The organism is Escherichia sp. MOD1-EC6475 (assembly GCF_003046645.1).
Taxonomy (GTDB): Bacteria; Pseudomonadota; Gammaproteobacteria; order Enterobacterales; family Enterobacteriaceae; genus Escherichia; species Escherichia ruysiae.
Genome location: NZ_PZKQ01000013.1, coordinates 1 through 12,315, shown reverse-complemented (window position 1 = coordinate 12,315; position 12,315 = coordinate 1). Strand labels below are relative to the sequence as shown.

The window sequence follows — 12,315 nt, the reverse complement described above, 5'->3', positions numbered from 1 at the left end:
GTTTGCCGGCAATCAGAGGGCGACATCCGGCCACCCCATTTATTTTTCGCTTTTCGCCTCATCATCGCGCGTTAATTTCTTTTCATAATCACGTTTTACAATATCAAGGGCGCGCAGCACTGTGCTGGCTGGGATCTGATTTTCTTCCAGCAGCACAATTAAATCGACGGCCAGCTTCACATCGTCAGGGGCATTTTCCAGTGACATACTTTCTCCATTGTTAGCGAGTTAAACGCGCTAACCTGTTTTCGATTTTTTCCAGCGCATGGCGACACCGCGCCAGACGCGCTTCATAGGCTTCTACTTCACGATGCAGCGTTTGCTGCTCTACGAGATCGGTTGCCTGCGCCAGACGGGCTTTACGTTCCGCTACCATCTCACGTAATCGCCGTTCAAAATCCTGATGTTGAATCCTTTTTCGTTGCCAGCGGGCAATTTTTGGTGGCGCGCTGTCCCACTCGCGCAGTGACCAGGATGCCGCTTCAAGGGCAATCGCTTCCAGTTGGGCGACCAGGTGTTCTGCCAGCCAGGCTACTTGCGGCAGCTGCTGCTGTTCGACTGCGTGACGAAGCGCAGCCATGTTATCGCCCGCCTCATCGAGACAAGCCTGTAACGTTGTCGCGCGAGTCTGAAAAAGATGCCTGTCGAAACGGGCGCTTAACGTGCTGAACTGCGCCACCGGGACACAACGCTGGCGCAGCGTGGCGAGCTGACCTTCCAGTTTTTCCAGCAGCAGGGTCGTTTTCACGATAAGACCTCAATGAAAATGATAATTGTTATGCTAAAGTAGCCACTCTGTAAGCTGACAACACTCAATATGCAACGAATCATTTTAATCATCATTGGCTGGCTGGCGGTAGTGTTGGGTACGCTGGGGGTGGTATTACCGGTATTACCGACTACGCCGTTTATCCTGTTGGCTGCCTGGTGCTTTGCCCGCTCTTCCCCGCGTTTTCACGCCTGGCTGCTGTATCGCTCATGGTTTGGTAGCTATTTACGCTTCTGGCAGAAATACCATGCAATGCCGCGTGGCGCAAAACCACGGGCGATTTTATTGATACTCGTGACTTTTGCTATTTCACTGTGGTTTGTGCATATGACGTGGGTACGCATTTTGTTGCTGGTGATCCTCACTTGTTTGCTGATTTTTATGTGGCGAATCCCGGTGATTGATGAAAAGCAAGAAAAGCACTGAAGCACAACAATCGCTGTTGCAATTATCGCCCACAGCCAGTACATTCTGGCGTTTTCGAGCACAGGCGCAGGCGGTCAAAGGTTAAACAAAAGTTACTTTTGATACGTTTAAAACGCGCCGTGAGTACCACCGTAACAAGCAGGCATACACTTATGACCGCGACTGCACAGCAGCTTGAGTATCTCAAAAATAGCATCAAAAGCATTCAGGACTACCCAAAACCCGGCATTCTGTTCCGCGATGTCACCAGCTTACTGGAAGACCCGAAAGCTTACGCTCTCAGCATCGACCTGCTGGTTGAGCGTTACAAAAATGCGGGTATTACCAAAGTTGTCGGCACCGAAGCACGTGGCTTCTTGTTTGGTGCTCCGGTAGCATTGGGTCTGGGCGTAGGTTTTGTACCGGTACGTAAACCGGGCAAACTGCCGCGCGAAACCATCAGCGAAACTTACGAACTGGAATACGGCACCGATAAGCTGGAAATCCACGTTGATGCCATTAAACCTGGTGACAAAGTATTGGTAGTCGACGATTTGCTGGCAACTGGGGGCACCATTGAGGCGACAGTGAAATTGATCCGTCGTCTGGGCGGTGAAGTCACTGACGCTGCATTCATCATTAATCTGTTCGACCTCGGCGGTGAACAGCGTCTCGAAAATCAAGGCATTACCTGTTATAGCCTTGTCCCGTTCCCGGGCCACTAATTTTCGACAGCCCGCGCCATGGGCAGCACAAGATGTACATTCAGCCTCGCCGTTCTGACGGGGCTGTGTTAGCATTACCCCTTCGTGAATCCACCTTCCAGCGTTTCAGAGCCTGCCAATGAGTTATCAGGTCTTAGCCCGAAAATGGCGCCCACAAACCTTTGCTGACGTCGTCGGCCAGGAACATGTGCTGACCGCACTGGCGAACGGCTTGTCGTTAGGGCGTATTCATCATGCTTATCTTTTTTCCGGCACCCGTGGCGTCGGAAAAACCTCTATCGCCCGACTGCTGGCGAAGGGGCTAAACTGCGAAACAGGTATTACCGCGACGCCGTGCGGCGTATGCGATAACTGCCGCGAAATCGAACAGGGGCGCTTTGTTGATCTGATTGAGATCGATGCCGCCTCGCGCACCAAAGTCGAAGATACCCGCGACCTGCTGGATAACGTTCAGTACGCGCCAGCGCGCGGTCGCTTTAAAGTCTATCTGATCGACGAAGTGCATATGCTGTCGCGCCACAGCTTCAACGCACTGTTAAAAACCCTTGAAGAGCCACCAGAGCATGTGAAGTTTCTGCTGGCAACCACCGATCCGCAGAAATTGCCGGTGACGATTTTGTCGCGCTGCCTGCAATTTCATCTCAAGGCGCTGGATGTCGAGCAAATTCGTCATCAGCTTGAGCACATTCTCAACGAAGAACATATCGCCCACGAGCCTCGGGCGCTGCAACTGCTGGCGCGCGCCGCTGAAGGCAGCCTGCGAGACGCGTTAAGTCTGACTGACCAGGCGATTGCCAGCGGTGATGGTCAGGTTTCGACCCAGGCGGTCAGTTCGATGCTCGGTACGCTCGACGACGATCAGGCGCTGTCGCTGGTAGAAGCGATGGTGGAAGCCGACGGCGAGCGCGTAATGGCGCTGATTAACGAAGCCGCTGCCCGTGGTATCGAGTGGGAAGCGTTGCTGGTGGAAATGCTCGGCCTGCTGCACCGCATTGCGATGGTACAGCTTTCGCCTGCTGCGCTTGGCAATGATATGGCCGCCATTGAGCTGCGGATGCGCGAACTGGCACGCACCATACCGCCAACAGATATTCAGCTTTACTACCAGACGCTATTGATTGGTCGCAAAGAATTACCGTATGCGCCAGACAGACGCATGGGCGTTGAAATGACGCTATTGCGCGCGCTGGCGTTCCATCCGCGTATGCCGCTACCCGAACCGGAAGTGTCGCGCCAGTCCTTTGCGCCAGTCGCGCCGACGGCGGTAATGACACCAATGCAGGTGCCGCCACAGCCGCAATCAGCGCCGCAGCAGGCACCGACCGTTCCGCTCTCAGAAACCACCAGCCAGGTGCTGGCGGCGCGCCAGCAACTACAGCGCGCACAGGGAGCAACCAAAGCAAAAAAGAGTGAACCGACAGCCGCTACCCGCGCGCGGCCGGTGAATAACGCTGCGCTGGAAAGACTGGCTTCGGTCACCGATCGCGTTCAGTCGCGTCCGGCACCATCGGCGCTGGAAAAAGCGCCAGCCAAAAAAGAAGCGTATCGCTGGAAGGCTACCACCCCAGTGATGCAACAAAAAGAAGTGGTCGCCACGCCAAAGGCGCTGAAAAAGGCGCTGGAACATGAAAAAACGCCAGAGCTGGCGGCGAAGCTGGCGGCAGAAGCCATTGAGCGCGATCCGTGGGCAGCACAGGTGAGCCAACTTTCGCTACCAAAACTGGTCGAACAGGTGGCGTTAAATGCCTGGAAAGAGGAGAACGGCAACACGGTGTGTCTGCATTTGCGCTCCTCTCTGCGTCATTTGAATAACAGCGGTGCACAACAAAAACTGGCTGAAGCGTTGAGTACGTTAAATGGCTCAACGGTTGAACTGACTATCGTTGAAGATGATAATCCAGCGGTGCGTACGCCGCTGGAGTGGCGTCAGGCGATATACGAAGAAAAACTTGCGCAGGCGCGCGAGTCCATTATTGCGGATAATAATATTCAGACCCTGCGTCGATTCTTCGATGCGGAGCTGGATGAAGAAAGTATCCGCCCCATTTGATCGTAAGCACAGCTTACGATCGTCATCCTTAACGTGATTGAGAGAGAAACCTATGTTTGGTAAAGGCGGTCTGGGCAACCTGATGAAGCAGGCCCAGCAGATGCAAGAAAAAATGCAGCAGATGCAGGAAGAAATCGCGAAGCTGGAAGTGACCGGCGAATCCGGCGCAGGTCTGGTTAAAGTGACCATCAACGGCGCACACAACTGCCGTCGCGTTGAGATCGACCCAAGCCTGCTGGAAGACGACAAAGAGATGCTGGAAGACCTGGTGGCTGCGGCATTCAACGATGCAGCACGTCGTATCGAAGAAACTCAGAAAGAAAAAATGGCCTCTGTTTCCTCCGGAATGCAGCTGCCGCCTGGCTTTAAGATGCCGTTCTGATGCAAACCAGCCCGCTGTTAACACAGCTTATGGAAGCACTGCGCTGTCTGCCGGGCGTAGGCCCGAAGTCGGCGCAGCGTATGGCGTTCACGCTGCTTCAGCGCGATCGTAGCGGCGGGATGCGTCTGGCGCAGGCGCTCACCCGGGCGATGTCGGAAATCGGCCACTGCGCCGATTGCCGCACTTTCACCGAACAGGAAGTCTGTAACATCTGTTCGAATCCGCGTCGTCAGGAAAACGGTCAAATCTGCGTGGTGGAGAGTCCGGCGGACATTTACGCCATTGAGCAGACGGGGCAGTTTTCAGGTCGTTATTTTGTGTTGATGGGGCACCTGTCACCGCTGGACGGCATCGGTCCGGATGATATCGGGCTTGATCGTCTGGAACAGCGTCTGGCAGAGGAAAAAATCACTGAAGTGATCCTCGCCACCAATCCCACGGTTGAAGGTGAAGCTACCGCTAACTACATTGCCGAGCTTTGCGCGCAATATGACGTGGAAGCCAGCCGAATCGCTCATGGCGTACCGGTTGGCGGCGAGCTGGAAATGGTCGACGGCACCACGTTGTCGCATTCCCTTGCCGGGCGTCATAAGATTCGTTTTTAAACAAACGAGAGCAGGATCACCTGCTCTCGCTTGAAATTATTCTCCCTTGTCCCCATCTCTCCCTCATCCTGTTTTTAACCTTAAAATGGCATTATTGAGGTAGACCTACATGAAAGGACAAGAAACTCGTGGTTTTCAGTCAGAAGTGAAACAGCTTCTGCACCTGATGATCCATTCTCTCTATTCCAATAAAGAAATCTTCCTGCGTGAGCTTATCTCTAACGCCTCCGATGCGGCGGACAAGCTGCGTTTCCGTGCGCTCTCTAACCCGGACCTGTACGAAGGTGATGGCGAACTGCGCGTTCGTGTCTCTTTCGACAAAGACAAGCGCACGCTGACTATTTCCGACAACGGCGTGGGGATGACCCGCGACGAAGTGATCGACCATCTGGGGACTATCGCTAAATCCGGCACCAAATCGTTCCTCGAATCCCTGGGTTCTGACCAGGCGAAAGACAGCCAGCTGATCGGTCAGTTTGGTGTTGGTTTCTACTCTGCGTTTATCGTGGCCGATAAAGTGACCGTGCGCACTCGTGCAGCAGGTGAAAAACCAGAAAACGGCGTCTTCTGGGAATCGGCGGGCGAAGGTGAATACACCGTTGCCGATATCACCAAAGAAGATCGCGGTACTGAAATTACCCTGCATCTGCGCGAAGGCGAGGATGAATTCCTCGATGACTGGCGCGTTCGCTCCATCATCAGCAAATACTCCGACCATATCGCGCTGCCGGTAGAGATCGAAAAACGCGAAGAGAAAGACGGCGAAACCGTTATTTCCTGGGAGAAAATCAACAAAGCGCAGGCGCTGTGGACGCGTAACAAGTCGGAAATCACCGATGAAGAATACAAAGAGTTCTACAAACACATCGCCCACGACTTTAACGATCCGCTGACCTGGAGCCATAACCGCGTTGAAGGTAAGCAAGAGTACACCAGTCTGCTGTACATTCCGTCGCAGGCACCGTGGGATATGTGGAACCGCGATCACAAACACGGCCTGAAACTGTACGTCCAGCGTGTGTTCATCATGGACGACGCAGAACAGTTCATGCCGAACTATCTGCGCTTCGTGCGTGGTCTGATTGACTCCAGCGATCTGCCGCTGAACGTTTCCCGTGAAATCCTCCAGGACAGCACAGTAACCCGTAACCTGCGCAATGCGCTGACCAAACGCGTGCTGCAAATGCTAGAAAAACTGGCGAAAGATGACGCGGAAAAATACCAGACCTTCTGGCAACAGTTTGGCCTGGTACTGAAAGAAGGTCCGGCGGAAGATTTCGCTAATCAGGAAGCGATCGCCAAACTGCTGCGTTTTGCTTCTACTCATACCGACTCTTCTGCGCAAACCGTGTCTCTGGAAGACTACGTTTCCCGCATGAAAGAAGGGCAGGAGAAAATCTACTACATCACCGCAGACAGCTACGCGGCAGCGAAAAGCAGCCCGCACCTGGAACTGCTGCGTAAGAAAGGTATCGAAGTTCTGCTGCTTTCCGACCGCATCGATGAGTGGATGATGAACTATCTGACTGAGTTCGATGGCAAGCCGTTCCAGTCTGTGTCTAAAGTTGACGAGTCGCTGGAAAAACTGGCTGACGAAGTTGATGAGAGCGCGAAAGAAGCGGAGAAAGCACTGACTCCGTTTATTGACCGCGTGAAAGCACTGCTCGGCGAGCGTGTGAAAGATGTCCGTCTGACCCACCGTCTGACCGATACGCCAGCGATTGTGTCTACTGATGCGGACGAAATGAGCACCCAGATGGCGAAACTGTTCGCTGCGGCGGGCCAGAAAGTGCCAGAAGTGAAATACATCTTCGAACTGAACCCGGATCACGTACTGGTGAAACGTGCGGCAGATACTGAAGATGAAGCGAAGTTCAGCGAGTGGGTAGAACTGCTGCTGGATCAGGCGCTGCTGGCAGAACGCGGCACGCTGGAAGATCCGAACCTGTTTATTCGTCGTATGAACCAGCTGCTGGTTTCCTGATGTAATGCCGGATGAATTTTATCCGGCATACAGCTGAATGTGGTGCCGGATGACCTTCGTGTCATCCGGCATTTTTCTTTTCATTATCTGCACTTTCCGCAAATTATCTCCCCTTAACCGTTTCAGCCCCAGGTGCCTTTCTTGAGGCAATCGCCTGATGGTGGTATCGTTTATCGCTTTTTCAAAAAATTCGACACATTTTAAGGGGATTTTCGCAATGCGTATCATTCTGCTTGGCGCTCCGGGCGCGGGGAAAGGGACTCAGGCTCAGTTCATCATGGAGAAATATGGTATTCCGCAAATCTCCACTGGCGATATGCTGCGTGCTGCGGTCAAGTCTGGCTCCGAGCTGGGTAAACAAGCAAAAGACATTATGGATGCTGGCAAACTGGTCACCGACGAACTGGTGATCGCGCTGGTTAAAGAGCGCATTGCTCAGGAAGACTGCCGTAACGGTTTCCTGCTTGACGGCTTCCCGCGTACCATTCCGCAGGCAGACGCGATGAAAGAAGCGGGCATCAACGTTGACTACGTTCTGGAGTTTGACGTACCGGACGAACTGATTGTTGACCGTATCGTAGGCCGCCGCGTTCACGCGCCGTCTGGTCGTGTTTATCACGTTAAATTCAATCCGCCGAAAGTCGAAGGCAAAGACGACGTTACCGGTGAAGAACTGACTACCCGTAAAGACGATCAGGAAGAAACCGTGCGTAAACGTCTGGTTGAATACCATCAGATGACTGCGCCGCTGATCGGCTACTACTCTAAAGAAGCGGAAGCGGGCAACACCAAATACGCGAAAGTCGACGGCACCAAACCGGTTGCTGAAGTTCGCGCGGCTCTGGAAAAAATCCTCGGCTAATCAAGTTGCAGCAGATCTGCTTTCGGGCAGGTCTGCTCATCCTCCTCAGGCAATACCTCTTACAGCAATTAGTTCTTCTTCCTCACTTTTCCGCTACAATTATCAACAAGTTGAATCGATAAGAGGCGGTAATGCGTCAGACAAAAACCGGTATCCTGCTGGCAAACCTGGGCACACCCGATGCCCCCACACCTGAAGCGGTAAAACGCTACCTGAAACAATTTTTAAGCGACAGACGCGTAGTCGATACTTCACGGCTGTTGTGGTGGCCATTGCTGCGCGGCGTGATTTTGCCGCTGCGCTCGCCGCGTGTGGCGAAGCTGTACGCCTCTGTCTGGATGGAAGGTGGCTCGCCACTGATGGTTTACAGCCGCCAGCAACAGCAGGCGCTGGCACAACGTTTACCGGATACGCCCGTGGCGCTGGGAATGAGCTACGGCACGCCATCGCTGGAAAGCGCCGTAGATGAACTACTGGCTGAACATGTTGATCATATCGTGGTGCTGCCGCTCTACCCGCAATACTCCTGTTCAACGGTCGGTGCGGTGTGGGATGAACTGGCTCGCATTCTGGCGCGCAAACGTAGCATTCCGGGGATATCGTTTATTCGCGATTATGCCGATAACCACGATTACATTAATGCACTGGCGAACAGTGTTCGTGCTTCTTTTGCCAAACATGGCGAACCAGATTTACTTTTACTCTCTTATCACGGTATTCCCCAGCGTTATGCCGATGAAGGCGATGATTATCCGCAACGTTGTCGCACAACGACCCGCGAGCTGGCTTCTGCGCTCGGTCTGGCTCCGGAAAAAGTGATGATGACCTTTCAGTCGCGCTTTGGTCGGGAACCCTGGTTGATGCCTTATACCGACGAAACGCTGAAAATGCTGGGAGAAAAAGGTGTCGGCCATATTCAGGTGATGTGTCCGGGCTTTGCTGCGGATTGTCTGGAAACACTAGAAGAGATTGCCGAGCAAAACCGTGAAGTCTTCCTCGGTGCAGGCGGTAAAAAATACGAATATATTCCGGCGCTTAATGCCACGCCGGAACATATCGAAATGATGGCTAATCTTGTTGCAGCGTATCGCTAAAGCTGGGCGGTAAAGAATTGAGCGCCGTCGCGAAGAGCATCGTCGGCGGTTTTCATCATTCGTGAATAATGCAAAAAGGCGTGCAGCGTGCCTGGGTAGAGTCTGAACTCACAGGGCTGCTGATGCGCCGCCAATGTCTGGTAAAGCAGGTGACTGTCATCCAGCAGCGGATCGAATTCTGCACCGGCGATATAGCAGGGGGGCACATCGCGAGTGAGATCGTTATTAAACAGGCAGTAATACGGCGACTCGCGGTCTGCTTCGTTGCTTAAATACGCCTCTTCATACATCTGCAAATCCTGTTGCGTTAAGCCATCCCAGTCACCGCCCAACAGACGGCGAGTCACGGAATCGCGTAATCCGTAAAGCCCATACCACAGCAAAACGCCCACAACTTTGCCGCAATCGATCTGCTTATCACGCAACCATAAAGCACTGGCGAGCGCCAGCATGGCGCCAGCGGAATCACCGGCAAAACCAATGCGTGACATATTGATCTGATAATCGCCCGCCTGCTGGTGGAAGTAACAACAGGCAGCCACGACTTCCTCTATCGCTTGCGGAAAACGCGCTTCAGGCGAAAGGGTGTAATCAATACCAATCACCGTACACTGGGTGTACTTTGCCAGTAGGCGCATAATGCGATCGTGGGTATCGAGATTGCCGAGAATAAAACCGCCGCCATGCAGATAAAACAACGTCGCCGGGCTATCCGGGTTCGGACAAAATTGCCGTGCTTCTACCTGACCATATTTTGTCGGAACCGCGTAAGCTCTGGTTTCCATTTCTGGAGCGCCAGCATTCCAGAATCGGCGCTCAAGCGTGTAATGCTGGCGTTGTTCGGCAATCGTTCCCGTTGCGGGCAAGGGCGGTAAATCGGGCTGAAGAGTATTAACAACCGCCTTCATTTCGGCAGAGATTAGCTCCAGCACGGGTAGTTTGTTTTCCGGCTTCATGCAAAAACTCCTTTCAAATTGCGTCATTGTAAGGAACATCTCCCATGAAAATGCGATCCCGTCGGCTGATATTGAAACTGCCTGCGTCTCGCGCGTTCAGGCATGATTGTGTTAACATTCGCCGCTCAGTTAACCACCCGTAAAAACAACCATGAAATTTCCCGGCAAACGTAAATCCAAACATTACTTCCCCGTAAATGCACGCGATCCGCTGTTGCAGCAAATCCAACCAGAAAACGAAACCAGCGCAGCCTGGGTGGTCGGTATCGACCAGACGCTGGTGGATATTGAAGCCAAAGTGGAAGACGATTTTATTGAACGTTATGGATTAAGCGCCGGGCATTCACTGGTCATTGAAGATGATGTTGCTGAAGCACTTTATCAGGAGCTGAAACAGAAAAACCTGATTACTCATCAGTTTGCAGGTGGCACTATTGGCAATACTATGCACAACTATTCTGTACTGGCAGACGACCGTTCGGTGCTGCTGGGCGTGATGTGCAGCAATATTGAAATTGGCAGCTACGCCTATCGTTACTTGTGCAATACATCCAGCCGTACCGATCTTAACTATCTGCAGGGCGTGGATGGCCCGATTGGTCGTTGCTTTACGCTGATTGGCGAGTCTGGCGAACGTACCTTTGCTATCAGTCCAGGTCATATGAACCAGTTACGGGCAGAAAGCATTCCGGAAGATGTTATCGCCGGAGCGTCGGCGCTGGTATTAACGTCCTATCTGGTGCGTTGCAAGCCGGGTGAACCGATGCCGGAAGCGACCATGAAAGCCATTGAGTATGCCAAAAAATATAACGTACCGGTGGTGCTAACGCTGGGTACTAAATTTGTCATCGCCGAGAATCCGCAATGGTGGCAGCAATTCCTCAAAGAGCACGTCTCCATCCTCGCGATGAACGAAGAAGAAGCCGAAGCGTTGACCGGAGAAAGCGATCCGCTGCTGGCATCTGACAAGGCGCTGGACTGGGTAGATCTGGTGCTGTGCACCGCCGGGCCCATCGGCTTGTATATGGCGGGCTTTACGGAAGACGAAGCGAAACGCAAAACCCAGCATCCGCTCTTGCCGGGCGCTATCGCGGAATTTAACCAGTATGAGTTTAGCCGCGCCATGCGCCACAAAGATTGCCAGAATCCGCTGCGCGTCTATTCGCACATTGCGCCGTACATGGGCGGACCAGAAAAAATCATGAACACCAACGGTGCCGGAGACGGTGCGCTGGCCGCGTTGTTGCATGACATTACCGCCAATAGCTATCACCGCACTAACGTGCCAAATTCCAGCAAGCATAAATTCACCTGGCTGACTTATTCGTCGTTAGCACAGGTGTGTAAATATGCTAACCGCGTCAGTTATCAGGTGCTTAACCAGCATTCACCACGCTTAACGCGCGGTCTGCCGGAGCGAGAAGACAGCCTGGAAGAGTCTTACTGGGATCGTTAAGCCATCGAACCAATGACAGTCGGATGCGGCGTAAACGCCTTATCCGACCTACGGAAGAGGTACATGTAAGCCGGATAAGATGCGCCAGCATCGCATCCGGCAATGCGGTTTATCCAACCAGCGCAATCCAGGGATGGTTAATTTTCAGGATCAAGCAGCAGATGAAATGCATTTCTGTGCCGCTCACACAACAGGCAATGGAACGCCTTGATTATGATTGCTGCAAGCCAGGCGATCTGTTTGAGGTGGTGTTAAACGCCACCGACGAACGGGCATTAGCTGAAACTGACATCATTACCTTGCTCAACGCCAGCTTAAATATCTGTATCGATGACTTTGAAGACGAGCATGTAACGGATATACACAAGATTAAACACATGGTTGCGCTTATTGAACAAACGCTCATATCCCACCCAGAAAACTCATTCCTCACCATCTTACTATCACAAACACGCCTGGCGCTGGCAGTCAGTACTGGCGTCTTTTTTTACTTCTGACAAGGATGCATAGGATGAGGACGGTTTGGTATCTGCAACATACGCATTTTGGCGATATGAAAGGTATCGGCATTTACACCCGTTATGAACTAGCCTTGCAGGCCAAAAAAGACGTGGAACATAAGCCTGGTTTTGTGGATTATCCGGAAAATTTTCAGTTTATTGAATACATCCTTAATCAGGATCTTTGGGGAGATTTTCCCGTTACACAGGCAGACGATCCCGTCGACCAGGTAGTTTTCAGCCTGTGGCACATCCGGGATGATGAGACCGATGATTACGCTTTTCTCGGCATTTATACCACTGCAGAACTGGCAGAGCAGGCCCGCGAACGAGCCTGCCTCTATTTTCAGGAAGATGCTGCCAATATTCAGCCAGATAAAGGGCTGCTTGATCGTACCCGGTGGGAAGAGGGCTTCATTTCATGGGACGTAGCCTCGGAATGGATTGCCCCCAACGCGGGATAAGCACCCGGCGTCCGGCAACCTGCGTTTACCCCGTCACCACCTCGCCCGCCGGTGGCGTTTCCA

At 52.8% G+C, this 12,315-nt stretch carries 14 protein-coding genes and 1 other annotated feature; of the genes, 11 read left to right on the top strand and 3 right to left on the bottom strand.

Annotation, left to right across the window (positions count from 1 at the left end):
* Nucleotides 1-39: 39 nt before the first annotated feature.
* Both rsmS and priC read right to left on the bottom strand, forming a co-directional pair.
* A complete protein-coding gene (gene rsmS / locus A7589_RS04445; protein ID WP_000051155.1) occupies nucleotides 40-207 on the bottom strand; it encodes a pleiotropic regulatory protein RsmS in 168 nt (55 codons plus the stop codon).
* Nucleotides 208-220: 13 nt separating this feature from the next.
* Nucleotides 221-748: a primosomal replication protein N'' gene (gene priC, locus A7589_RS04440; RefSeq protein WP_000858963.1), complete on the bottom strand. Its 528-nt coding sequence runs from the start codon at nucleotides 746-748 to the stop codon at nucleotides 221-223.
* Nucleotides 749-817: 69 nt separating this feature from the next.
* On the opposite strand from priC, the gene A7589_RS04435 reads away from it, so the two are divergent.
* From A7589_RS04435 to hemH, 8 genes are all read left to right on the top strand, one after another.
* Nucleotides 818-1,195, top strand: coding sequence for a DUF454 family protein (locus A7589_RS04435; RefSeq protein ID WP_001188909.1), 378 nt, complete (start codon nucleotides 818-820; stop codon nucleotides 1,193-1,195).
* Between the two features lie 152 nt (nucleotides 1,196-1,347).
* The gene (apt, locus tag A7589_RS04425; protein WP_001515901.1) at nucleotides 1,348-1,899 is read left to right on the top strand and encodes an adenine phosphoribosyltransferase; all 552 of its coding nucleotides are present in this window, start codon (nucleotides 1,348-1,350) and stop codon (nucleotides 1,897-1,899) included.
* Nucleotides 1,900-2,017: 118 nt separating this feature from the next.
* Complete coding sequence (gene dnaX / locus A7589_RS04420; RefSeq protein ID WP_108188741.1) at nucleotides 2,018-3,949, top strand: DNA polymerase III subunit gamma/tau; 1,932 nt, start codon at nucleotides 2,018-2,020, stop codon at nucleotides 3,947-3,949.
* Nucleotides 3,282-3,346 (top strand) — a sequence feature (DnaX frameshifting element). It overlaps the preceding gene by 65 nt.
* Before the next feature lie 52 nt (nucleotides 3,950-4,001).
* Nucleotides 4,002-4,331, top strand: coding sequence for a YbaB/EbfC family nucleoid-associated protein (locus A7589_RS04415; protein ID WP_001515903.1), 330 nt, complete (start codon nucleotides 4,002-4,004; stop codon nucleotides 4,329-4,331).
* On the top strand, nucleotides 4,331-4,936 hold the full coding sequence (gene recR / locus A7589_RS04410; RefSeq protein ID WP_001195025.1) for a recombination mediator RecR: 606 nt from the start codon (nucleotides 4,331-4,333) through the stop codon (nucleotides 4,934-4,936). The genes A7589_RS04415 and recR overlap by 1 nt, the downstream gene beginning before the upstream one ends.
* 109 nt (nucleotides 4,937-5,045) lie before the next feature.
* Complete coding sequence (gene htpG, locus A7589_RS04405; RefSeq protein ID WP_000678201.1) at nucleotides 5,046-6,920, top strand: molecular chaperone HtpG; 1,875 nt, start codon at nucleotides 5,046-5,048, stop codon at nucleotides 6,918-6,920.
* Between the two features lie 217 nt (nucleotides 6,921-7,137).
* Entirely contained in the window at nucleotides 7,138-7,782 is a 645-nt protein-coding gene (gene adk, locus A7589_RS04395; protein ID WP_001313630.1) for an adenylate kinase, read from the top strand.
* 131 nt (nucleotides 7,783-7,913) lie between these two features.
* A complete protein-coding gene (hemH, locus tag A7589_RS04390) occupies nucleotides 7,914-8,876 on the top strand; it encodes a ferrochelatase (RefSeq protein WP_001250101.1) in 963 nt (320 codons plus the stop codon).
* Here the strand turns inward: hemH and aes are convergent.
* Entirely contained in the window at nucleotides 8,873-9,832 is a 960-nt protein-coding gene (gene aes, locus A7589_RS04385; RefSeq protein ID WP_108188740.1) for an acetyl esterase, read from the bottom strand. The two genes, hemH and aes, sit on opposite strands and share 4 nt — an antisense overlap.
* A 151-nt stretch (nucleotides 9,833-9,983) precedes the next feature.
* Between aes and gsk the strand changes: the two genes are divergently transcribed.
* The 3 genes from gsk to A7589_RS04370 are packed head-to-tail and all read left to right on the top strand — an operon-like array spanning nucleotide 9,984 to nucleotide 12,252.
* Nucleotides 9,984-11,288 (top strand): inosine/guanosine kinase, encoded by a 1,305-nt coding sequence (gene gsk, locus A7589_RS04380; protein WP_000671589.1) that lies wholly within the window; start codon nucleotides 9,984-9,986, stop codon nucleotides 11,286-11,288.
* Nucleotides 11,289-11,311: 23 nt separating this feature from the next.
* Nucleotides 11,312-11,785, top strand: coding sequence for a hypothetical protein (locus tag A7589_RS04375; protein WP_235613309.1), 474 nt, complete (start codon nucleotides 11,312-11,314; stop codon nucleotides 11,783-11,785).
* 14 nt (nucleotides 11,786-11,799) lie between these two features.
* Nucleotides 11,800-12,252: a hypothetical protein gene (locus tag A7589_RS04370; RefSeq protein ID WP_001261324.1), complete on the top strand. Its 453-nt coding sequence runs from the start codon at nucleotides 11,800-11,802 to the stop codon at nucleotides 12,250-12,252.
* Nucleotides 12,253-12,315 lie beyond the last annotated feature (63 nt).